The 22,878-nt window shown below is 63.4% G+C and carries 19 protein-coding genes and 1 pseudogene; 6 read left to right on the top strand and 14 right to left on the bottom strand.

Features of this window, described 5'->3' with window-relative positions; genetic code table 11:
* Positions 1-60: 60 nt before the first annotated feature.
* The 4 genes from GKC70_RS15205 to GKC70_RS15190 form a co-directional block, all read right to left on the bottom strand.
* Positions 61-1,308 (bottom strand): IS256 family transposase, encoded by a 1,248-nt coding sequence (locus GKC70_RS15205; protein WP_342648733.1) that lies wholly within the window; start codon positions 1,306-1,308, stop codon positions 61-63.
* A complete protein-coding gene (locus tag GKC70_RS15200) occupies positions 1,280-1,591 on the bottom strand; it encodes a hypothetical protein (protein ID WP_342649173.1) in 312 nt (103 codons plus the stop codon). Before GKC70_RS15200 ends, GKC70_RS15205 begins: the two co-directional genes overlap by 29 nt.
* A 48-nt stretch (positions 1,592-1,639) precedes the next feature.
* On the bottom strand, positions 1,640-1,783 hold the full coding sequence (locus GKC70_RS15195; protein WP_155290516.1) for a hypothetical protein: 144 nt from the start codon (positions 1,781-1,783) through the stop codon (positions 1,640-1,642).
* A gap of 369 nt (positions 1,784-2,152) precedes the next feature.
* Positions 2,153-4,201, bottom strand: coding sequence for a TonB-dependent receptor (locus GKC70_RS15190; protein ID WP_342649172.1), 2,049 nt, complete (start codon positions 4,199-4,201; stop codon positions 2,153-2,155).
* Between the two features lie 135 nt (positions 4,202-4,336).
* Between GKC70_RS15190 and GKC70_RS15185 the strand changes: the two genes are divergently transcribed.
* Positions 4,337-4,957, top strand: a complete 621-nt coding sequence (locus GKC70_RS15185) for a TetR/AcrR family transcriptional regulator (RefSeq protein WP_295487784.1) — start codon at positions 4,337-4,339, stop codon at positions 4,955-4,957.
* 85 nt (positions 4,958-5,042) lie between these two features.
* On the opposite strand, the gene preA is transcribed toward GKC70_RS15185, so the two are convergent.
* The 3 genes from preA to hydA form a co-directional block, all read right to left on the bottom strand.
* Positions 5,043-6,317: an NAD-dependent dihydropyrimidine dehydrogenase subunit PreA gene (gene preA / locus GKC70_RS15180; protein WP_342649171.1), complete on the bottom strand. Its 1,275-nt coding sequence runs from the start codon at positions 6,315-6,317 to the stop codon at positions 5,043-5,045.
* Complete coding sequence (locus GKC70_RS15175; protein ID WP_342649170.1) at positions 6,318-7,685, bottom strand: NAD(P)-dependent oxidoreductase; 1,368 nt, start codon at positions 7,683-7,685, stop codon at positions 6,318-6,320. It abuts the gene before it with no gap.
* A gap of 124 nt (positions 7,686-7,809) precedes the next feature.
* Positions 7,810-9,249: a dihydropyrimidinase gene (gene hydA / locus GKC70_RS15170; RefSeq protein ID WP_342649169.1), complete on the bottom strand. Its 1,440-nt coding sequence runs from the start codon at positions 9,247-9,249 to the stop codon at positions 7,810-7,812.
* 615 nt (positions 9,250-9,864) lie between these two features.
* Between hydA and GKC70_RS15165 the strand changes: the two genes are divergently transcribed.
* The 3 genes from GKC70_RS15165 (at position 9,865) to GKC70_RS15155 (ending at position 13,873) form a co-directional block, all read left to right on the top strand.
* Positions 9,865-11,355 (top strand): NCS1 family nucleobase:cation symporter-1, encoded by a 1,491-nt coding sequence (locus tag GKC70_RS15165; protein ID WP_342649168.1) that lies wholly within the window; start codon positions 9,865-9,867, stop codon positions 11,353-11,355.
* A gap of 36 nt (positions 11,356-11,391) precedes the next feature.
* Positions 11,392-12,675: a Zn-dependent hydrolase gene (locus GKC70_RS15160; protein ID WP_342649167.1), complete on the top strand. Its 1,284-nt coding sequence runs from the start codon at positions 11,392-11,394 to the stop codon at positions 12,673-12,675.
* A 181-nt stretch (positions 12,676-12,856) separates the two neighbouring features.
* A complete protein-coding gene (locus tag GKC70_RS15155; protein ID WP_342651532.1) occupies positions 12,857-13,873 on the top strand; it encodes a transporter in 1,017 nt (338 codons plus the stop codon).
* A gap of 17 nt (positions 13,874-13,890) precedes the next feature.
* Here the strand turns inward: GKC70_RS15155 and sodC are convergent, their stop codons facing one another.
* The 5 genes from sodC to GKC70_RS15130 all read right to left on the bottom strand — a co-directional run bounded on the left by sodC (position 13,891) and on the right by GKC70_RS15130 (position 18,907).
* The gene (gene sodC, locus GKC70_RS15150) at positions 13,891-14,409 is read right to left on the bottom strand and encodes a superoxide dismutase family protein (protein ID WP_039576844.1); all 519 of its coding nucleotides are present in this window, start codon (positions 14,407-14,409) and stop codon (positions 13,891-13,893) included.
* 221 nt (positions 14,410-14,630) lie between these two features.
* Positions 14,631-15,971: a glycerol-3-phosphate transporter gene (gene glpT, locus GKC70_RS15145; protein ID WP_342649166.1), complete on the bottom strand. Its 1,341-nt coding sequence runs from the start codon at positions 15,969-15,971 to the stop codon at positions 14,631-14,633.
* Between the two features lie 149 nt (positions 15,972-16,120).
* Positions 16,121-17,413 (bottom strand): sorbosone dehydrogenase family protein, encoded by a 1,293-nt coding sequence (locus GKC70_RS15140; RefSeq protein WP_342649165.1) that lies wholly within the window; start codon positions 17,411-17,413, stop codon positions 16,121-16,123.
* Positions 17,410-17,838 (bottom strand): DUF2231 domain-containing protein, encoded by a 429-nt coding sequence (locus tag GKC70_RS15135; protein ID WP_342649164.1) that lies wholly within the window; start codon positions 17,836-17,838, stop codon positions 17,410-17,412. Before GKC70_RS15135 ends, GKC70_RS15140 begins: the two co-directional genes overlap by 4 nt.
* A 103-nt stretch (positions 17,839-17,941) precedes the next feature.
* Positions 17,942-18,907, bottom strand: a complete 966-nt coding sequence (locus GKC70_RS15130; protein ID WP_342649163.1) for a ribonuclease Z — start codon at positions 18,905-18,907, stop codon at positions 17,942-17,944.
* A 307-nt stretch (positions 18,908-19,214) separates the two neighbouring features.
* On the opposite strand from GKC70_RS15130, the gene GKC70_RS15125 reads away from it, so the two are divergent.
* Complete coding sequence (locus tag GKC70_RS15125) at positions 19,215-20,027, top strand: crotonase/enoyl-CoA hydratase family protein (RefSeq protein WP_039576855.1); 813 nt, start codon at positions 19,215-19,217, stop codon at positions 20,025-20,027.
* A gap of 34 nt (positions 20,028-20,061) precedes the next feature.
* Positions 20,062-20,892, top strand: coding sequence for an NAD(+) diphosphatase (nudC, locus tag GKC70_RS15120; RefSeq protein ID WP_342649162.1), 831 nt, complete (start codon positions 20,062-20,064; stop codon positions 20,890-20,892).
* A gap of 31 nt (positions 20,893-20,923) precedes the next feature.
* Here nudC and GKC70_RS15115 read toward each other — a convergent pair.
* Both GKC70_RS15115 and glsB read right to left on the bottom strand, forming a co-directional pair.
* Positions 20,924-21,702 (bottom strand): annotated as a pseudogene (locus GKC70_RS15115) (TSUP family transporter).
* 162 nt (positions 21,703-21,864) lie between these two features.
* The gene (gene glsB, locus GKC70_RS15110) at positions 21,865-22,800 is read right to left on the bottom strand and encodes a glutaminase B (RefSeq protein WP_039576861.1); all 936 of its coding nucleotides are present in this window, start codon (positions 22,798-22,800) and stop codon (positions 21,865-21,867) included.
* Between the last annotated feature and the right edge of the window lie 78 nt (positions 22,801-22,878).

The raw sequence follows: 22,878 nt of genomic DNA, 5'->3' as shown, positions 1-22,878 counted from the left end.
AGAGTGTCAGATTTTTTGTGTGCGGGCCGATAACGGCCTGCCGTCAGGCTGGCCATGCTTTTACCAGGTCGGCCTGATAAATCGATCTCCGTACAGCATCGCGAATTGATTCATCGCATTTTTCCAGTCATGGGCCGCTGAGCCCCAGTTTGCCGTGATGTTCCGCAGCCCCAGCCAGATCAGCTTGGTGGCGGCCTCATCCGTTGGGAAGTGACCACGCGTTTTGATGATCTTGCGTAGCTGGGCGTTGATGCTTTCGATCGCGTTGGTCGTATAGATCACTTTTCGAATGCCCGACGGGAAGACAAAGAATGGAATCACTCGATCCCAGGCTCTTCTCCATGCCGCAACTACCGTTGGGTACTGTTTGCCCCAAGGGCCGTTTTCAAAGGCATCCAGTGCCTGCTCAGCCGCCTCGGCGTTGATGGCCTGATAGATCGGCTTGAGCGCTTTGGCCAGATCACGACGCTTATCCCACGCTGCATAATCGAGACTGTTGCGGATCAAGTGGACGATGCATGTTTGCAGCGTGGTGGCCGGAAACACGGCGCTTAGCGCATCTGGCATCCCTTTGAGGCCGTCGGTGACGGCGATCAGCACATCCTCAACGCCGCGCGTCTTAAGGTCATTGAAGACCTTCATCCAGAACTTCGCACCTTCGGTATTTTCGATCCAGATCCCGAGAATATCGCGCGTCCCATCGGGTAGAACGCCCAGCGCCAAGTAAATCGCTTTGTTGCGCACAAGCCCTTCTTCGCGAATCTTGACTCGCAGCGCATCAAAGAAAATGACCGGGTACATCGGCTCCAGCGGCCGCTGTTGCCACGCGCCGATTTCCTCCATCACCTCGGCCGTGACCGAACTGATGAAGTCGTGCGAAACATCCGTTCCGTACTGTTCAGAGATGAATGCGCGAATTTCCCGAACGGTCATGCCTCGGGCATACATGGCGATGATCTTGTCATCGAAGCCGGTGTAACGGCGCTCATGTTTGGGAATCAGGATGGGCGCAAAACTACCGTCTCGATCACGGGGGATATCCAGCCGCAGCGGCCCCTCTCCAGTCAGAACCGTCTTGCCAGTCCTGCCATTGCGCTGATTGGTTTCATCCTCTGGACGCTGCGCGCCCGGCAGATACCCCAGATGGTGACTGAGCTCGGCGTTCAAGGCCCGTTCGATCAGCGCCTTCTTGAATGCCGCAGAGGCATCTTCGATAGCCTCCGCAGTCATCAGGCCCTCACCGAACTGCTCAAGCAGCTCCTTGGGGATTTTTGGTAGGTCACGCAGGGGTTTCTTCTTGGTTGGCATACATGCACCTCTTGCTCATGTTATGCCCGAACACAAAATTTCTGACATACCCGTGTTCCAGCGCTTCGAAGCGTGCGCCAACCCGCGCTTCTGCCTCAAGACCTTTGCCGCAACCCTGGCTACTGGCGCCGCAGTGACGACTTAGGGTGACGCGTGCCGAGCCCACGTTGGTGCCGCTCCATTGCTCATTGACGCTGAGCGACAACTGCCGCAGTTGCTCGTCTATGCGCTGGCTGGCCAAGGCGAGAGGCAACTCCCGCTCAGCGACTTGTGTGATATCCATGGCGACTCCTGGGGGCAAGGCGGCTTGAGGGCCGCCTTGCAGGCAAGGTTATTCGCCTTTGAGCTCAACCTGCTCATGCTCGGCCAGTTGCAGGGCTTCGCGCTGCTCTGTGGCCTGTTCGACAGGTTGCTCGACGCGCTCGGCGTCCTGCTCGTTCAGCTTGTTGCTCAGACCACGAAAGAGATATCCCATGATGAAACTCCTAGAACAGTGAGTGTCTTTGGCGGTGCCGGATGGCCCGCAGACACAGTGTTCCCCAGTCATGTGCTGTGCTCATAGACGGCAACGGGCGGGGCGGCTGCGTGATGACACCAGGGGTCACAATTGCAGCGCTTGACGACGGTTTTTCAAGCGGACGCGTTTAGGTGGGCAGACGTCGGCCGTTTCAAAGGCCTGTGCCGGTCGTTAACGGACAATCAGCGGAAAGAGCTTTCATTCGATGTTCGTAGGGTTCTTCCGTATAAACCGTCGAAATTGGAAATTTTGCCGTTGTTCATACAGCCTTTGAGGCCTGTTCCCAGCAATCAACGGCTGCATGAAGTGTTGGCAAGTGTCCGCTTCTTATTTCAAGGTGTAAGAAACACCCACGTAAGCGGCCAGCCCCTCGCCTGGCGTCGAGCGCGCCATGTCGCTGCCGCGATCATCGAAGCCAGGTGTCACGGTGGCGGCGTAGCGCTGTCCGGTGAGGTTGCGCAGGTCGAGCCAGGTCTGCCAATCGCGTTTGGGCGAGTCCCACCCCAGCCGCGCGCCGAGCAGCGCGTAGGCATCGGCGTGGTAGCTGTTGGCATAGTCCACCTGTGTTTTGGAGGCGATCTGCGTATTGACGCCGACATTGAAGCCGTTCGGCCAGTCGTAGCGCAGTTCAGCCTGGTAGGCGTGCATGGGGATCCCGGGCAGGCGGTTGTCGCCGAAGCGGTCGTCGTCGCGGTAGTGGAAATCGCTGAAGGTGTAGGCCTGACGCAGCGACAACTTACCGGCACCGGGCCGCTGCCAAAGCAGGCTGTCCAGCCCGGCCTCGATCCCCTGATGCACTGTGGCGCTGGCGTTGAACTCTTTGAACGGCTGACCTGGGACGATTTCCACCGCCAGCAGTTCATGGCGGACCTGCGAGTAGTACCAGGCCAGCTCCCAGTGCCCCAGCGCGGCATCGCCGCGCGCGCCGAGTTCGAGGGTGGTGGCGGTCTGGTTCTGCAGCTTGATTGGCTGAGTCGCTACCGTCGAACTCCAGATCAGCGACCAGGGGTGCGGTGGCTCTACCGAGCGGCTGAGGTTGCCGTAGACCTGGGTCTGTGGATCGATGTCGTAGCGCAGGCCCACGCGTGGCGCGTAGTCCCAGTCGTGTTGGCTGACCTTGCCGCCATTGGCCGGGTAGCTGACCGCGCTCTCCCGGCGGGTGTAGATCATCGCCAGGCCGGTGGTCAGCCACAGGTCGGGCAGCAGTTCCAGGTCGTTGCCTGCATGCAGGACGGTATCCGAGCCTTGGTAGCTGAAATCGCGGCTGCGTGGGCCGAAGACATCGCCGTTACGCACGAACTGCGACGCGCCGCTGTTGGGCAGATGCTTGGTGGTGCGCCAGCCGACGGTGGTTTTGCTGTCGAGGCCGAACAGTGTGTCGCGGCGCATGTAGTTGAGCGTACCGCTGACGTCGGTGTAGGCCACCTTCAGGCGCATCGGGCCTTCGCGCAGGTCCATGGGATAGTCGTGGTAGACCAGTCCCGCTTCCAGGCGTGAGTCGTCGTCGAGGAAGAAGGTGGTTTTATTGCCGACCCAGGTGCTACCCGGCTGAGGTCGACTGTCGTCGCGTGCCAGATAGCCCGGATTGGCGGCGCGCGGGTCGTGCTTGATCTGCGCCTTGGTCAGGCGTCCGGCCAGCTGGTTTTCGGTCTCCCGGTAGCGCAGGTAGAAGCGGGTCTGCAGATTCGGGTTGAAGCGGTAGCCGATATTGGCGGCGATGCCTTTGGCGCTGCCGCTGCTGTGGCGTTGATAGCCATCGTAGTCGGCGTCGGTCAGGGCTACGTAGTAGTCCAGATCGCCCAGCACCTGTCCGGAACTGATGTGCCGGCGCTGATAGCCCCGGCTGCCGGTCTCGTAGCGGACCTGCAGAGGCGCGGCATCCTGCCCGGTGTGGGTGACGTAATCGATCGCTCCGCCCAAGGCCAGGGCGCCTCGATCAAAACCGTTGGCCCCGCGCAGGACTTCGGCACGGCTGAGCCACAGCGGCTCGAACAGCTCATAGGGCGTACCGCCTGGCCCTGTGAGCGGCAAACCGTCGAACATCGTGTAGACCCCAGAGCCGTGGGCCCCCGGTGCGCGATTGATGCCGGAGCCGCGAATCGACAGCTTGATGCCATCGTTGCCGGCCGACTGGGCGAACACGCCCGGTTGATAGGCCAGCACATCCTGGTTGCTGGCCACGCGCCCCTGGTCGACCCTGTCCATGTCCACCAGGTTGCTGGCACCGGGGATCTCGTGCAGGCGTGCGGCGGCATCCTGCAGCTCGGCGTGCTCCTGATCCTGGATCAGCACCTGGCCCAGCTCGATGGGCTCCGCGGCCTGGGCGGTGGCGCTGACCCACAGGGCCAGCAGGGAAAGGGGAAGAGTCTGACGCATGGGCAAGGGGTTTCCAGAACGAAGGCGGGGTTGTGACGTTGCAACTGGAGGACGAAGCACAGTCGGCGATCTGCAGGGCGCGCCACATGAACCTGCGTGGTAGCCTTGGCCGGTTAACGCCGTTTCGGACGCCCCATGGCCAACCACAAGATCGAGATCCGCCGTCGCAACATCGAGAAGATTCTCCAGGCCGCCGAGCAGGTATTCGCCGAGCAAGGCTACGGCGTCACGTCCATGGCCGATATCGCCGAGCGTGCGCAGTTGCCGCGCTCGAACCTGCACTACTACTTCAATACCAAGGACGAGCTGTACCGCGCGGTGCTGCAGGACTTGCTGGAGGTGTGGAAGCAGGATGCGCTGTGCTTCGAGCGTTTCGACGACCCGCGCGTGGTGCTGACCAGCTACATCCGCGCCAAGATGGGCCACTCGCGTTCGCGTCCGCTCGGTTCGAAAGTCTGGGCCGAGGAAATCCTGCATGGGGCGCCGCTGCTAGGTGACAGCCTGGGCGATTCGCTGGTGCCCTGGGCACAGCTCAAGCAAGCCAAGATTCGCCGATGGGTGGAGCAGGGGCTCATTCTGCCGGTGGAGCCGTCGGCGTTGCTCTACATGATCTGGGCCTCGACCCAGCATTACGCCGACTTCGGCTATCAGGTGGCGTTGCTCAACGACGGCGAGCCGCTCTCGGACATGGCCTTCGAGCGGTCCGTGCAAACGGTGACTGGCGTGATTCTGCGGGGGATCGGTCTGGAGCCCTAGCGGTGAAGATCTCTGAGGTCGCACCTGCACTGAGCGGCCCGCCCTGGAACTCGAGGGAGCGGGCTCGCTTGCAGGGTGAGCGATGTCAGCTCGCTTCACGGTAGGGGTTGCGTGGATCCTGGGTCCAGTTCAAGTACGGTTTGCCGGTGTCCTGGGCGACCATCTCGATGCAGTCCTGCACCGGGCAGGTGATCTGGCACAGGTTGCAGCCGACGCATTCTTCCTCGATCACGCTGTAGGTGTGAGTACCGTCAGCCTGCAGGGTACTGGCGATGGCTTGGTGCGAAGTGTCTTCGCAGGCGATATGACAGCGTCCGCAGCCGATGCAGGCCGACTGATCGATGTGCGCCACCGACTTGTAGTTGATGTCCAGGTACTTCCAGTCGGTGGTGTGGGCCACCGCCTGACCCCGGAAGGCCTCCAAATTGCGGTGTTCCTGCTGGTCCATCCAGCGCGCCAGACCGTCCTGCAGGTCTTCGACGATACGAAAGCCATGCAGCATCGCGGCCGTGCACACCTGCACCGCGCCGCTGCCCAGGGCGATGAACTCGGCGGCGTCTCGCCAGGTGCCGATGCCACCGATACCACAGATTGGCAGCCCACGGGTTTCGGGGTCGCGGGCGATTTCGGCGACCATGTTCAGCGCGATCGGCTTGACCGCCGAACCACAGTAGCCGCCGTGAGTGCTCTGATCGCCGACGATGGGGTGAGCGACCATGCGTTCCAGGTCAACGCTGGTGATCGAATTGATGGTGTTGATCAGCGACACCGCATCCGCGCCCCCGCGATGGGCCGCCCGCGCCGACTGACGAATGTCGGTGATGTTGGGGGTGAGCTTGACGATCACCGGCAGTGAGCAATAGGCCTTGCACCAGCGTGTGACCATTTCCACATACTCCGGCACCTGGCCGACCGCCGCGCCCATGCCGCGCTCGGGCATGCCATGGGGGCAGCCGAAATTCAGCTCGATGCCGTCGGCGCCGGTCGCTTCCACCAGCGGCAGGATGAACTTCCAGCTCTCTTCCTCGCACGGGACCATCAGCGAGACGACCAGCGCACGGTCCGGCCAGTCCTTCTTCACCTGGGTGATCTCACGCAGGTTGACCTCCAGCGAACGGTCGGTGATCAGCTCGATGTTGTTGATGCCCTGCACCAGACGGTTGGCGCCGAAGTGCGCGGAGTAGCGCGACGACACGTTGACTGCAGCGGGGTCTTCGCCAAGGGTCTTCCACACTACGCCACCCCAACCGGCCTCGAAGGCGCGGATCACGTTGTAGGCTTTGTCGGTGGGCGGCGCGGAGGCCAGCCAGAACGGGTTAGGTGCCTTGATGCCGGCGAATTCGATGGACAAGTCGGCCATTTACGCAGCCTCCACGTTGAGCATGAGTTGGGCATGGATGGCTTCGGCGGCCAGCTTGCCATGTTGCACCGCCTGGACGGTGAGGTCCTGGCCCAGCGCGGTGCAGTCGCCGCCGGCGTAGACGCCAGGCAGGCTGGTGCACATCTGCGCGTCGACGCGAATGCGCTCGCCGTCGCGCGCCAGCTGCGCGGCAATCGGGTCGGCCAGGCCGGCGTGGTCGAACCCTTGGCCGATGGCCTTGAAGATCGCATCTGCGGCCAACTCGAAGGTCTCGTCGGTGTCGGTCAGACGGCCTTCGACCAACGCGGTGCGAACGAAACGCATGCCCCGGACCCGGCCCTGTTCGTCGAGCAGCACGGCCTCGGGACGCGCCCAGGTGTGCAGTCGTACTTGGTCGGCCTTGGCAATGGCCTGTTCGTGGTCGGTGGCCCCCATGTCGGCGACGCCGCGGCGATATACCAGGTTGACGTCGCGCGCGCCCAGCCGGCTCATCTGTACGGCCATGTCGATGGCGGTGTTGCCGGCGCCGATCACCAGACAGCGCTCGGCCAGAGGCAGTTGGCTGAGATCGTCGGTCTGACGCAGTTCACGAATGTAGTCGGTGGCGGCGAGCATGCCCGGCGCATTTTCATCGGCCAGGCCAAGTTCGCGCACGGCGTTCAGGCCGAGGCCGAGGAATACCGCGTCGTATTGCTCGCGTAATTCGCCCAGGTTCAGGTTGTCCCCGAGGCGCTGCCCGTGGCGGATTTCTATACCGCCTACGCCAAGCAGAAACTGCACTTCGCGCTGGGCGTAGTCATCGACCAGCTTGTAGCGGGCGATGCCGTACTCATTCAGCCCACCGGCTTTTTCGCGGGCCTCGAACACCACGACCTCATGCCCGTGCAGCGCCAGACGATGCGCGCAGGACAGTCCTGCAGGACCGGCGCCGACCACGGCGATGCGTTTGCCGGTGACCGGCGAGCGCTGGAACGGGTGGGCGGCGAAGTGGGCGTTGTCCAGTGCATAGCGTTGCAACTGGCCGATCAAAACGGGCGCGCACTCCTGGGCGTTGTTGCGCACGCAGGCCTGCTGACACAGGATTTCCGTGGGGCAAACCCGCGCGCAACTGCCGCCGAGAATGTTGGCCGAGAGAATTCGCTCGGCGGCGCCCTGGAGGTTGTCGTCGCTGATGCGGTGGATGAACGACGGAATGTCGATCTCGCTCGGGCAAGCGTTGACGCACGGTGCGTCGTAGCAGTACAGGCAGCGCGCGCTTTCCACGGCGGCCTGACGCGCAGTCAGGGGCGGGGCGAGGTCGCTGAAGGCGGTGTCTAGCTGGTCGGCGCCGGCTCTGGGACGTGGTAGGTGGTTCAGGGTGTCGATCACGGTTGTAGCCTCTCTCTTTTTTTATGGGTACAGGCGGCGGTTACTCGCCCGTCCGTTCAGGGATGGCAGTCAACAGGCGTTTCTGAGTCGTTATTGTCGGACGCTGCAGGTCAGCCCTGCGGCTTCAGCGCTGAACCGGCGTCGGCCGCCGTTGTTCGGCTCGCCGACCCAGTACCTCGTACACCGAGGGGTAGGCCGGTCGTTCCACGTAGCGGCCCGCACCTGGTTCGGCGCGCAGATCGCCGTCGGCCCAGAGCACCCGGCCCTGGCTGATGGTGTGGCTGGGGATGCCGCGCACGGTGCGGCCTTCGAAGATGTTGAAGTCGACCTTCTGGTGGTGGGTAGTGGCCGAAATGGTACGGGTGCCCTCAGGATCCCACAGCACCAGGTCGGCGTCGGCGCCAACGCGGATCGCGCCTTTGCGCGGGAACAGGTTGAAGATCTTCGCCGTATTGGTGGAGGTGAGGGCGACGAACTCGTGCATCGACAGACGACCGCTGTTGACCCCGGCATCCCACAACACCGCCATGCGGTCCTCGATACCCGCGGTACCGTTGGGGATGCGACTGAAGTCGTCGCGGCCCATGGCTTTCTGTTCGGTACAGAAGCAGCAGTGGTCGGTGGCGGTGGTATGCAGGTTGCCCGACTGCAAGCCGCGCCACAGTGCTTCCTGATGTTCGCGGGGGCGGAAGGGGGGGCTCATCACATAGCCGGCGGCTGTGTGCCAATCAGGGTCACGGTAGACGCTGTCGTCGATCAGCAAGTGGCCCGGCAGCACTTCGCCGTACACCGGCTGACCCTTGGCGCGGGCATAGGCGATTTCGTCCAGCGCCTCCTGGCTGGAGATGTGCACCAGGTACAGCGGCGTGCCCAAGGTCTCGGCGATGCGGATCGCGCGGCTGGCCGCTTCGCCCTCCACCTGCGCCGGACGTGACAGCGGGTGCGCCTCGGGGCCGGTGATGCCTTGGGCCAGCAGCTTGTTCTGCAGATGGAACACCAGTTCGCCGTTCTCTGCATGCACGGTCGGCACGGCGCCCAGTTGCAGACAGCGCTCGAAGCTGGCCACCAGGGTGTCATCGGCGGCCATGATGGCGTTCTTGTAGGCCATGAAGTGCTTGAAGCTGTTCACGCCATGTCGAGCGACCAGTTCACCCATTTCTTCGGCGACCTGCTCGCTCCACCAGGTGATCGCGACGTGGAAACCGTAGTCGCTGGCCGACTTTTGCGCCCAGCCGCGCCACGTGTGGAAGGCCTCGAGCAGCGATTGCTGTGGGTTGGGGATGACGAAGTCGATGATCGAGGTGGTGCCGCCAGCCAAGCCTGCGGCGGTGCCGCTGAAGAAATCTTCACTGGCCACGGTGCCCATGAACGGCAATTGCATGTGGGTGTGGGGGTCGATGCCGCCGGGCATCAGGTACTGGCCGCTGCCGTCGAGAATCTGGCAACCGCCGGGGGCGTCGAGGTCTTGGCCGACGGCGCGGATCAGACCATCTGCACACAGGACATCAGCGCGAAAGCTTTCTTCGTGGGTGACCACGGTGGCGCCACGGATCAACAGGGACATGCCGTCTTCCTCGCAGGCTGACCGGTCGTTTTGCCGGTTCTTGAAATTGTGAGTGCCAGCGTTTCGAGGGTGCAGGGCAATCCTGTCACGCATGACAAGATTGGAATCTAGATGCTGATCGTCGTTTGATCAAGAAAATAATTTATAAGCTTATTAGGTTGATAAATTATTGAAAAACAACAATAAAAATCATAAATCCCCAATCTGGGGCACGTTCTCACCATTTTGACGCACTTGACAAGATCGAAATCTGGTCAAGATTTTCCATGCGAAATCAGCCGTTTGAAACCTGGCAGGTCGGTGCGAACCACACCGAAAAAAACCAGGCTGCACCAGGGTGATACCGGTGCAGGGGCCAGGGTCGGCCCGAGACGAGCGTATCGACAGAACCCGGTAACCCCGGTGTCGTCGAGCGTCGTCGATCAATGTCTTGCAGATCAGTGAATTACCTCCAGTTGGCAGTGGCCGAGCGTGGTGCCCCCGCCCGTTCGGCACGCATCTTGACTGCGGCCCCACCGCCAGGCCGGACCGGAGGTGCAGTACTGGTGATGTGTTTACTCCGGCCATCGAATCAGCCGATGAGCGAATAACTAGAACAATTCTGGAGAAGGCCCCATGCAACAGAGCAGATCGCAGGTGATCGAACATCACGGGCTGTACGAACTGGCAGCCGGTAGCGATGTACTCGACAGCCCCCGTTATAACCACGACATCGCACCGACCCAGGTGCACCAGCGCACCTGGAACAAATGGCACATCACCGCCCTGTGGGTCGGCATGTCCATCTGTGTCCCGACCTACACCCTGGGTGGGGTGCTGACGGCCTATTTCGGCCTGAGCGTTGGCGAGGCGTTGCTGGCAATCCTGCTGGCCAACCTCATCGTGCTGATTCCGCTGACGCTCAATGCGTTTCCCGGAACCAAGTACGGCATTCCGTTTCCGGTGCTGTTGCGTTCTTCGTTCGGCATCCTCGGCTCCAACGTGCCGTGCCTGATTCGGGCGGTGGTGGCCTGCGGCTGGTTCGGCATCCAGACCTTGTTCGGTGGCCTGGCCATTCACCTGCTGCTTGGCTCGCTGTTCGACGGCTGGAAGAGCCTGGGCGGCACGGGTGAGGTGATCGGGTTCATGCTGTTCTGGTCGCTGAACCTATGGGTGGTGCTGCGCGGTGCCGAGTCGATCAAGCTGCTCGAGACCCTGGCGGCACCGCTGTTGGTTGCCGTAGGGGTGGGGCTGCTGGTGTGGGCCTTGCCGTACATGTCCATGAGCGAACTGCTGGCCCAGCCGCCGAAGCGTCCGGAGGGCGCCAGTGTGGTGGGATACTTCTGCGCCGGACTCACCGCCATGGTCGGCTTCTGGGCCACCTTGTCACTGAACATCCCCGACTTCAGCCGCTACGCCCGCAGCCAGAAAGACCAAGTGCTGGGGCAGATCTTCGGCCTGCCGCTGACGATGTTCCTGTTCGCCTCGCTGGGGGTGATCATGACCGCCGCCTCCGCTTCCTTGGTGGGGGAGACGGTGTCCGACCCGGTGACCCTGATCGGCAAGATCCAGAGCCCTGGTTGGGTGGCGGTAGCCATGACCCTGATCGTGCTGGCGACCCTGGCCACCAACACCGCTGCCAACGTGGTGTCGCCCACCAACGACTTCCAGAACATTGCCCCGCGCCTGATCGGTCGCAGCCGCGCGGTCTGGCTCACCGGGTTGATCGGCCTGGCGCTGATGGCCCACGAACTGTTCAAGAAGCTGGGCTGGATCGTCTCCGATATCAGCTTGGAGACGGTCTATTCCAACTGGCTGCTGGGCTATTCGAGCCTGCTCGGGCCTATCGCCGGCATCATGGTGGTGGACTACTTCCTGGTGCGTCGGCAACGCCTGGACCTGGCCGGACTGTACCGCGATGACGTGTACCCCGCATGGAACCGTGCCGGCTTCCTGGCCTTCGCGGTGCCTGTGGCGCTGACCCTGATGTCGATCGGCAACAGCCGCTTCAGTTGGTTCTACGACTACGGCTGGTTCACCGGATCGCTGCTCGGTGCCGGCCTGTACTACGCCCTGGGCCGAGTCGCGGTGCGCGGGCCGGCGCCGCTGGCCAAGCCACTGCCTTGAACCCTGAGAACAAGAAAACGCCTGAGGAGACTTGCGATGAAACCGATCGAGCATGTGCTGAATTCCACCGACCGCCATGTCGACAGCGCCCGTTTGTGGCAGTCGCTGATGGACCTTGCACGCCTGGGCGCAACGCCCAAGGGCGGGGTCTGTCGGCTGGCGCTGACCGACCTCGACCGCCAGGCCCGTGACCTGTTCGTGCAGTGGTGCGAAGCCGCCGGCTGCAGCGTCAGCGTCGATGCGGTGGGCAACGTATTCGCCCGGCGTCCCGGGCGTAACCCCGACTTGCCGCCGGTGATGACCGGCAGTCACATCGATACCCAACCCACCGGCGGCAAGTTCGATGGCTGCTTCGGGGTGATGGCGGGCCTGGAGGTCATCCGTACCTTGAACGACTTGGGCGTGGAAACCGAGGCGCCTCTGGAGGTTGTGGTCTGGACCAACGAAGAGGGCTCGCGCTTCGCGCCCTGCATGATGGGTTCGGGGGTCTTCGCCGGCAAGTTCACCCTGCAGGAAACGCTGGCCAAACGCGATGTCGAGGGTGTCAGCGTCGGCGAGGCGTTGCAGGCGATCGGCTACGCCGGATCGCGTGCGGTGCTGGGGCATCCGGTGGGCGCCTACTTCGAGGCGCATATCGAGCAGGGCCCGATTCTGGAAGACGAGCACAAGACCCTTGGTGTGGTGCTCGGCGCCCTGGGGCAGAAGTGGTTCGACCTGAGCCTGCGCGGCGTCGAGGCGCATGCCGGGCCGACGCCGATGCACCTGCGCAAGGATGCATTGGTGGGGGCGGCGGCAGTGGTCGAGGCCGTCAACCGCGCCGCCCTGGGTCACCAGCCGCATGCCTGTGGCACGGTCGGCTGTCTGCAAGCCTACCCAGGCTCGCGCAACGTGATTCCGGGTGAAGTGCGCATGACCTTGGACTTCCGTCATCTGCAGGGCGAGCGGCTGGACGCGATGATCGCCGAGGTGCGCGAAGTCATCGAGCGCACGTGCGAGAAACACGGGCTGAGCTTCGAGCTGACGCCGACCGCCGACTTCCCGGCGCTGTATTTCGACAAGGGTTGTGTCGATGCGGTGCGTGAGTCGGCGAAAAGCCTGGGCCTGTCGCACATGGATATCGTCAGCGGGGCAGGGCACGACGCGATCTTCCTGGCCGAACTCGGCCCGGCGGGGATGATCTTCGTGCCGTGCGAGAACGGCATCAGCCACAACGAGATCGAGAACGCTGCGCCCGAAGATCTGGCAGCCGGTTGCGCCGTGCTGCTGCGGTCAATGCTGGCGGCTTCGCAGGCGATCGCCCTGGGGCGCAAGGCAGCCTGAGGCCTCCCGGAGGATGGGGTCGCCCAGCGGCCCCTGAATGACGGTGTGGGCGGCTGGATGAAGATCAGTACATGGTCACAAGATCGTCATATTGGCTTACCTATGATCGCGCCATCCTCCACCGCGCCAGGGCCTCACCTTGCCCACACATCATTCATCCTCATCCGACAAAACTCGCCCATTGGCAGGCGCCGCGCACGGTGCCCAGGAAACCGAGCTGCATGGCCTGCTTTGCGGTTTCGTGTTCCGTCCCGGCGAGCCAGGACGCGAGATCGACGCCAATCAGGCCATGCATCTGATGCAGGAGGACGACGACTCCGAGCATTTTCTCTGGCCGCACCTGAACCTTGCTCACGCCTCGTGCGAACGCTGGATGCGCAGCAACCTGGCGTTGCCGGAGACGTTTTTCGAGACCCTGCGCGAGGGCTCTCGCTCCACGCGCATCGAGCATACCGATGCGGCCTTGCTAGCCGTGGTCAACGACGTGGTATTCAGCTTCGGGCGGGTGTCCTCGGAGGTGTCGACATTGTGGGCCTGCGCGCGTCGCCGTCTGTTGGTCAGTGCGCGCCTGCATCCGCTGCAGTCGGTGGATACCTTGCGCTCGTCGGTCAAGCGCGGCGAGCGTTTCGACTCGACCGTCGAGTTGCTGATTCACTTGTTGGGCGATCAGGGCGACCTGCTCACCCAGGTGGTGCGTGAAACCACCTTGCATGTGGACCGTATCGAGGATCAGTTGCTGTCCCAGCGCCTGGGTGTCAACCGCGCCGAGCTCAGTACCCTGCGTCGGGCGCTGGTGCGGTTGCAGCGGCTGCTGGCGCTCGAACCCGGCTCATTGCTGCGGCTGCTCAACCGGCCGCCGGAGTGGTTGCGCGAGCAGGACATGCGGCAGTTGCGTGCGGCCACCGAGGAGTTCGCGGTGATCATCAACGACCTCACCGCGCTGGTGGAGCGCATCAAGCTGTTGCAGGAAGAAATCGCCGCCAAGCTGACCGAGGACAACAACCGCACGCTGTTCACTTTGACGGTGGTAACCGTGCTGGCGCTGCCGATCAACATCATCGCCGGCTTCTTCGGTATGAACGTCGGCGGCATTCCGCTGGCCGACGATCCCAATGGATTCTGGGTGCTGGTGGCGCTGGTGTTCACGTTCACGGTGCTGGCCGGGCGCTGGGCATTTCGCAAGCGTGGCGATTACTGACGCCCGGCCACGCGGGTTCAGATCACGCCGCAGGCCATGCGGTCGCCGCCACCGCCCAAGGGCATGGGCATGTCGGCGTGGTTGTCGCCGCCAGCATGGACCATCAGGGCCTTGCCTTTGATTTCGGAAATTTTCTTGATGCGCGGGGCCAACACCGGATAGGTGGCGTTGCCATCGGTGGTCACGTACAGCGCCGGCAGATCGCCGAGGTGGCCGTCGCCGTAGGGGCCCAGGTGCTTGCCGGTCTTGGCCGGATCGAAGTGCCCGCCAGCGGCCAGTGCGGCGACCTTCTTGCCATCCTTGACCCCAGCATCGCAACTGCCGTTCTCGTGCACGTGGAAGCCGTGGATGCCAGCGGGCAGCTTGCTCAGTTGAGGCGTGAAAATCAGGCCGTAGGCCGATTCGCTGATGGTCACCTGGCCGATCGGCTGTGGCGCACCGTCAGCGCTGACCAGGTTGATCGGCACCTCCACGGAGGCGGCATGAGCGCCGAGGGAGAGGCTCGCGAGTAGACCGAGGAGCAGCGTGCGTTTCATAGCGTTTTCTCTTGTGGGTCGTTTGAATGAAGGCCATTGCAAGCTAGGACCGCCGTAACAGCCTAGTCGTTTCCGCGGCCCTGTCGCGTAGGACGAAGCCAGCGTCGTTCGAACGAGAGAAAACCTGAGGAAGTGGGCTGACAGGCCCGGGACGGGCGGGCCTGTCAGCAAGTGTTTCAAAGCATGTCGCTCAATGGCCGTCCGGCGTATCAGCGCTTTGCTTAGCGGCTGCTGCTCGCGACGCGGTTGTGACGCAAGGTAGGCAACAGGAAGGCGATGGCCAGCACGCAAGCACCGATCAGCAGTACGAAGCCACCGTCCCAACCGAAGTGATCGACGGTGTAGCCCATCGCTGCGCTGGCGGCGACCGAGCCGCCCAGATAGCCGAACAGGCCGGTGAAGCCGGCGGCGGTGCCGGCGGCTTTCTTCGGCGCCAGTTCCAGCGCTTGCAGGCCGATGAGCATCACCGGGCCGTAGATCAGGAAACCGATGGATACCAGCGCGATCATGTCGACGGTGGGATTGCCCGGTGGATTGAGCCAGTACACCAGGGTGGCCACGGTCACCAGCGCCATGAACACGATACCGGTCAGGCCACGGTTGCCCCGGAAGATCTTGTCCGACATCCAGCCGCACAGGAGGGTGCCCGGAATGCCTGCCCATTCGTAGAAGAAGTAGGCCCAGGAGGTCTTGTCGACGGTGAAGTGCTTGGCTTCCTTGAGGTAGGTCGGCGCCCAGTCGAGCACGCCGTAGCGCAGCAGGTAGACGAACACGTTGGCCAGGGCGATGTACCAGAGCATCTTGTTGCGCAGCACGTACTTGACGAAGATCTGCTTGGCGCTGAATTCCTGCTCGTGGCTGGCATCGTAGCCTTCGGGGTAATCGTTCTTGTATTCCTCGATTGGCGGCAGGCCGACCGACTGCGGCGTGTCGCGCATGGTGGCAAAGGCGAACACGGCCACCAGCACGGCGACGGCCGCGGGTACGTAGAAGGCCGCATGCCAGTCGTTGGTCCAGCCCAGGCCGAGGATGAACAGTGGGCCGATCAGGCCGCCGCCGACGTTGTGCGCCACGTTCCACACCGACACCACACCGCCACGCTCCTTCTGCGACCACCAGTGCACCATGGTGCGGCCACTGGGCGGCCAACCCATGCCTTGGGCCCAGCCGTTGATGAACAGCAGCACGAACATGATGGTCACGCTGGAGGTGGCCCAGTGTGCGAAACCGAACACAAACATTACCGCGGCCGACACCAGCAGGCCGAAGGGCAGGAAATAGCGGGGGTTGGAGCGGTCGGACACCAGCCCCATGAGGAATTTGGAAAGGCCATAGGCGATGGCGATGGCGGAGATCGCCACACCCAGTTGACCACGGGTATAGCCCTGCTCTTCGATCAGGTAGGGCATGGCCAGGGAGAAGTTCTTGCGCAGCAGGTAGTAACCGGCGTAGCCGATGAAGATACCGGCGAAGATCTGCCAGCGCAGGCGGCGGTAAGTACTGTCGACTTGATCGGCGGGCAGTGGCGCCCGGTGTGCGGCAGGGCGGAAGAAGGCAAGCATGGGAAGCTCCAGCGTTGTTGTTTTATCTGCGAAAACGAATATTACATTTTCGTTACAGAAAACAGTACTGCGGCGCTGGCATAACCTGTGGTGCAGGGAGATTTCCTACTGAAGGAGCAGGAGCGGCATGCCGCCGCCCCCGCTGAGGCTCACGGCTTACGGGTGACTCGCCATACGGTGTTGGCCAGATCGTCGGCGATGATCAACGCACCTTTCGGATCGACGGTCACCCCGACTGGGCGTCCTCGGGTCTTGCCGTCTTCGCCACGAAAGCCGGTGGCGAAGTCGATCGGCTCGCCCGCTGGCTTGCCATCGCTGAACGGCACGAAGATCACCTTGTAGCCCACCGGGTTGGGCCGGTTCCAACTGCCGTGTTCGCCGACGAATACGCCATTGGCGAACTGCTCGCCCATGGCCGCCACCGAGAAGTCGACGCCCAGGGCCGCCACATGCGAGCCAAGGCTGTAGTCCGGTTTGATCGCGGCGGCGACCTTTGCCGGGTTCTGCGGCTGGGCGCGGGTGTCCACGTTCTGCCCCCAGTAGCTCCAGGGCCAGCCGTAGAAGGCGCCTTCACGGACCGAGGTGAGGTAGTCCGGCACCAGGTCCGGCCCCAGTTCGTCGCGCTCGTTGACCACTGCCCAGAGTTGACCGGAGTCGGGCTGGATGGTCAGCGCGGTCGGGTTGCGCAGGCCAGTGGCGTAGGGCTTGTGCGCGCCGGTCTGGGCGTCGATCTGCCAGACCATCGCCCGATCGACCTCGACCTCCATGCCACGCTCGGTGATGTTGCTGTTCGAGCCAATGCCCACGTAAAGGTAGCGGCCGTCGGGGCTGATGGTCAGCGCCTTGGTCCAGTGGTGGTTGATCGCCGAGGGCAGTTCGGTGACCGTGGTGGGTGCGCCAGTGGCCTTGGTCTGGCCGTCCTGATAATCGAAACGCACCAGCGCATCCTGATTGGCCACGTACAGCTTGCCGTCGGCATAGGCCAGGCCATAGGGCGCGTTGAGGTTCTCGGCGAACACCGTCTGCACTTCGTAGCGGCCGTCACCGTCGGCGTCGCGCAGCAGCGTGAGGCGATTACCGCCCTTGACCTGGGTGTTGCCCTTGGCCTTGATCTGGCTGGCGATCACGTCCTTGGGCTTGAGCTTGGCCGCATTGCCGCCGCGACCCTCGGCAACCAGGATGTCACCGTTGGGCAGCACCAGCGTCTGGCGCGGAATCTTCAGGTCGCTGGCGATGGCGGTGATGCTGAAGCCCTGGGGTACGGTGGGCTTCTGCTCGCCCCACTGAGTGGGCTCGGCGATCTTCATGCTGGGCAGCAAGCCCCGTTCCGGGGCAGGCAGCTTCGGATCGGGACCGCGCGCCTGGGTGGCATCGCCGTCGCCGCCACAGGCGGTCAGCAGCAGGCTCATGCTCAGAACGGACAACGTCAGTGGCGTTTTCATGCAGCACCTCCGGAACGCAGTTTGGTCAGGCCGACCCAAGTCGCGATGCACGCCAGCACGCTGACGATCACCGACAGCACCAACCCCGAAGGCATCACCGCCCAGGCGTCCTTGGCGTGTTCGAAGGCGTTGATCAGCCCCAGTACCCAGGTCACCAGCAACAGCAACACGTAGAGCACCGGCCGTCCGGCCTTGCGCTCGGCGCGCACCAGGTTGGCCAGCGCGAACAGGAACGCCAAGCCGCAGAACAGCAGGCCGCCGGCGATCAGCCAGGCGGCGAAGTTGCTCCATTGAATCTGCATGCTCTGGTAGTAGGCGATGTCGCTGATCAATGCCCCCAGGAACAACGGCACGGTGCCGGCCAGCAGTGTCGCGTGCAGCGGCCCGGGTCGGCAGCGGTAGGGGTCATGGACGGTCGTGGTCATGGCGGCTCCTTGTCGTTCGGCGGTACTGGCCAGCGCGTTTTGCGCTGGCTGCGCCTAGTCAAGGATCGTCGGGTAAAGGCGTTAGTTCAGCGTAATTTCGCGCTCAAACATTCGCCTCGGGCAACAAGCGCGCGCTGCGGTCGAGGTGATAACGGTGCAGATCCTGCGCCAGAATCAGTTGGCCGTCATAGTGAGCGCGGGCTTCATTGCGGATGTCATCGATGTTCGGGCTGCGCCGTGGATCGCCCTGATAGCGTGCGCTGAAGTGAGTCAATACCAGGTTGCGCACGCCTGCGTCCTGGGCGAATTGCGCAATCGCGGCGGCGCTGCTGTGGCCGAAGCTGGCGCCGGTGCGCTCGATCAGCGCTTGGGTGAAGGTCGCCTCATGCACCAGCACGTCCGCGTCCTTGGCCACTTCGGCGAGCAACTCGGGGCGGTCGTTGTCGCCGCAGACGATGATCTTGCGCGGGGCGCGGGAGGCACGCAGATAGTCTTGAGGGTCGAGGGTACGGCCTTGGTGCGCTACGGCGATGCCCTGCGCCAGTTGCCCCCACAGCGGGCCGCGCGGGATGTGCTCGGTCTCCAATCGTGCCGTATCCAGGCGCGGTTCCGGGTTGACCTCGGTGAACACATAGCCCCGACTGGGCACCCGGTGCGACAGTTGCACTGCGCTGACCTGCACGCTGGCCGAGCGCCAACCGACGAAATCTTCCACCGCCAGTAGACGCAGCTCAAAGGGCAGGTAGGTGTCGCTTACTGCCAATCCCAGACGCACCCAATCGTGCAACGCGGTCGGCAGGATCACATCGAGCGGTTCGCGGCGCCCGGACATCCCCGCGCTGGCCAGCAGGCCGGGCAGGCCGAAGCAGTGATCGCCGTGCACATGGGTGATGAAGATCGCGCGCAGGTCGCGTACCGATAGCGGGGTGTGCAGCAGTTGGTGTTGAGTGGCCTCGCCGCAGTCGACCAGGTACCAGCCGCTACCGGTCGCCTCGATGACAGCTGTGGCACTGACGTTGCGCGCCTTGGTGGGAATGCCGGCGCTGGTGCCGAGGAACAACAGGTCCATGCTGGGTCCTTCCTTGAAGTGTGGGGCTATTCTAGGCTCTTTCTGAAAAGCCTTGATACTCGGTGATGCTGCGTTGAAAACCGCCTCGGAATGCTCATTTACAGCTCGTAAAGTCGAGCGCGACTCCGACCGTTCCTCGGCGGTTTTCGCCTTGCCTGACCTTCGTCTCAAGACTTTTCAAACAGAGCCTAGGGGGGCGATGGCAGATGTGCACAGGCGGGCGGGAGTCCAGCTTTTGGCACACGTCTCGCCGGGGCGCTGCGCTATAGTCCGGTGCACCATCCTCACCTTCACAGGAGTGCTGTCCGTGACCGAGTACACCGCCTTCAAGGTCGAACTGACCGACCACATCGCCCATGTGCAGATCAACCGCCCGGACAAGGTCAACGCGATGAACGCGGCGTTCTGGGACGAGCTGGTGAGGATCTTCCAGTGGATCGACGACACCGAATCGGTACGGGCAGTGGTCATCAGTGGGGCGGGCAAGCATTTCTCCTCGGGTATCGACTTGATGATGCTGGCCTCGTTGGCCGGCGAGATGGGCCCGGATGTGGGCCGCAATGCGCGCCTGCTGCGTCGCACCATCTTGCGTCTGCAAGCCTCGTTCAATGCCGTCGACCGCTGCCGCAAGCCGGTACTGGCGGCGATCCAGGGGTATTGCATCGGCGGCGCCATCGATCTGGTGTCGGCTTGCGACATGCGCTATTGCAGCGCCGATGCGCAGTTCTCGATCAAGGAAGTGGACATGGGCATGGCGGCCGATGTCGGCACTCTGCAACGTTTGCCGCGTATCATCGGTGACGGCATGATGCGCGAGCTGGCCTACACCGGCCGCATGATCGATGCCCAGGAGGCACTGCGCATCGGCCTGGTGAATCGGGTGCACGAAGAGGCCTCGGCCCTGCTTGAAGCGGTATTCGACATTGCCCGGGACATAGCCGGAAAATCGCCGCTGGCGGTGGCAGGCACCAAGGAGATGATCAGCTACATGCGTGACCACAGCATCGACGATGGCCTTCAGTACATCGCCACCTGGAATGCTGCCATGCTGCAATCGCAGGACTTGCGGGTCGCGGTGGCGGCCCACATGAATAAACAGAAACCGACGTTCGCCGACTGAGCCGTTCGACGTACGTGCCTGAAGGACCATGACCATGTCAGCACGCTGGACTACCGCAGTACTCGATCCGCAGATCGCCGGTGGCTGGGCCGTCGCCCGCAGCCCGGCGGGGTTCCTGGTGGATGACAACGGTGCTTTGTTTCCACGCGACTGGCTCAAGCGCCAAGGGCTGGACGTGCTCTGCGAGCACGGCATTGGCCATTTCGACGGCGAGCCGGTCTTCCTCCTCGAACTGCGCAGCGCCACCGACGTGCCAGGCATGACTTGGCGCGGCCTGCGTCAATTCATGCTCGAAGGCGACCTCGAGACCTACAAGCTGCTTGGCTATGCCGCGCAGATCGGCACCTGGGCCCGCGAGCACCGCTTCTGTGGCAGTTGCGGCCAGCCGATGACGCAGATCCGCTGGGAACGGGCGATGCACTGCCTGGCCTGCGACCTGCGCAGTTATCCGCGCATCTCGCCGAGCATGATCGTGTTGGTGACACGGGGCGACGAGGTGCTGTTGGCGCGCTCGCCGCGTTTCGTCAGCGGCGTATACAGCACCTTGGCCGGATTTGCCGAGCCGGGCGAGTCGGCGGAAGATTGCCTGGTGCGCGAGGTCCGCGAGGAGGTCGCGGTGGAGGTCGGTAACATTCACTATGTGGGCAGCCAGTGCTGGCCGTTCCCGCATTCGATGATGCTGGGGTTCCACGCCGAGTATGCCGGCGGCGAGATCGTCATGCAGCCGGACGAAATCGAAGATGCGCGCTGGTTCAACGTGCGTGACCTGCCGCCGCTGCCGGCCAATCGTTCCATCGCGCGCTACTTGATCGACCTGTATGTCGCGCGGCGTTTGGGCTTGCCCGAGCCGACGCTGCCCAACTGAGGCCGCGGCGGCTGATGCCGTCACCCCTGAGTCAGGCCTGGCCGAACCAGTGCTGCCAGGCCAGGCGCACGGTCAACGCCAGTACCACGGCGATGAAGACCGGACGGATGAACTTGCTGCCGCCGCTGATCGCAGTTCGAGCGCCGAAGAACGCGCCGACCATCACCGCCAGGCCCATGGCCAGGCCGACGATGTAATCCACCTGCCCGGAAACCATGAACACCGTCAGCGCTGCAATGTTGCTGACGAAGTTCATGCTGCGCGCCACACCGCTGGCGCGGACCAGGTCGATGGGGTAGAGCAGTAGCGTGCTCACGGTCCAGAACGCGCCGGTACCAGGGCCGGCGACACCGTCGTAGAACCCCAGGCCGAAGCCTTGTGGGAACTGCCAGGTCCGCTTGATCGGGGCTTCAGCGTCCAGGGGGCCTTGGGCGTGCCGCCGAACAGCAAGTACAGGCCACAGGCGAAAACGATCACCGGCAGCATCTTGTTCAGCCACTCGGCAGGCATGTAGTGGGCAACCACCGCGCCGATCAATGCACCGACCAGTGTGCCGAGAATCGCCCGACGCCATTGGGCGGGATGGAACAGCTTACGGCGGTAGTAGGTGAAGCTTGCAGTGGCCGAGCCGAAAGTCGAGCTCAGCTTGTTGGTACCCAGCACCAGGTGCGGCGGCATGCCGGCGGTGAGTAGGGCGGGCGTGGTGAGCAGCCCGCCGCCGCCGGCGATGGCATCGATGAAACCGGCGACGAAGGCGACTGCAGTGAGGATCAGCAGGGTGAGCGGTTCTACGGTGAGTTCGAAGGGCATGGGACGGCTTTCAGGCAGCGGGCAGGAGCGCGGCAAAACGTCGCGCGCGAGCGGCCATGGTACTGGCCGAGACCCGCGGTTGCCAGTCAAGCGCGGCGATATCAGGGCTGGCCATTGCGGCCGAACAGTCGGTAGCCTTCCGGTTGACCCAAACGCACCGCCTCAGCGCGCCAACTCCTGCGCCACGGCGGAAAACACCGAGCCGGTCATTCGCTCGCTGAGCAGTTCCAGCACGCGCATGCCGGCCAGTGAGTTGCCCGAGGCGTTGAGCGCAGGTGACCACACGCAGATGCTGTAGCGCCCTGGCACCACGGCGACGATACCGCCGCCTACGCCGCTCTTGCCTGGCAGGCCAACCCGGTAGGCGAAGTTGCCAGCCTCGTCGTACAAACCACTGGTGGCCATGATCGCGTTGACCTGCTGTGCCTGACGCGGGCTCAGTACCTGCTCGCCACTGTGTGGGCAGTAGCCGCTGTTGGCCAAGAAGGCGAAGCCTCGGGCCACGTCTACGCAGCTCATCGATAGCGCGCAATGGTGGAAGTAACTGCGCAGCACGGCATCGACATCGTTGTGGAAATTACCGAACGCCTGCATCAGGTAGGCCATGGCGGCGTTGCGGGCGCGGTGTTGATACTCGGATTCGGCGACCACTGCGTCGCTGACGATACGCGGATTGGCCGCCAGGCGCCGGACGAAGTCGCGCATCGACAGCGTCGGTGTGGCATAACGCGATTGATTGATATCGCAGATCACCAGCGCTCCAGCGTTGATGAACGGATTACGCGGGCGGCCTTTCTCCACCTCCAACTGGACCAGCGAGTTGAACGCCTGCCCGGAGGGCTCGTAGCCCAGTCGCGACCAGATGGCCTCGCCACTGTGGTTGATCGCCTGTACCAGGCTGAACACCTTGGAGATGCTCTGGATCGAGAAGGGCGTTCGCGCATCGCCTGCACAGTGCAACTGGCCGTCCAGGCTCTGCACGGCGATGCCCAGCTGGTTGGGGTCGACCTGAGCGAGGGCGGGGATGTATTGGGCGACCTGGCCCTGGCTGAGCAGTGGGCGGACTTGATCGAGGATCTCTTGCAGTAGTGCTTGCATGGGGGCCTGCGAAAGCGATTGGAAAGGAGCTGGGGAACTGGTCTACAAGACGCGCCGCGGCTTGCCGACGACACACCC

Source organism: Pseudomonas sp. REB1044 (assembly GCF_038813925.1).
Lineage (GTDB): Bacteria > Pseudomonadota > Gammaproteobacteria > Pseudomonadales > Pseudomonadaceae > Aquipseudomonas > Aquipseudomonas boreofloridensis.
This window is presented reverse-complemented; position numbering and strand designations above follow the sequence as displayed.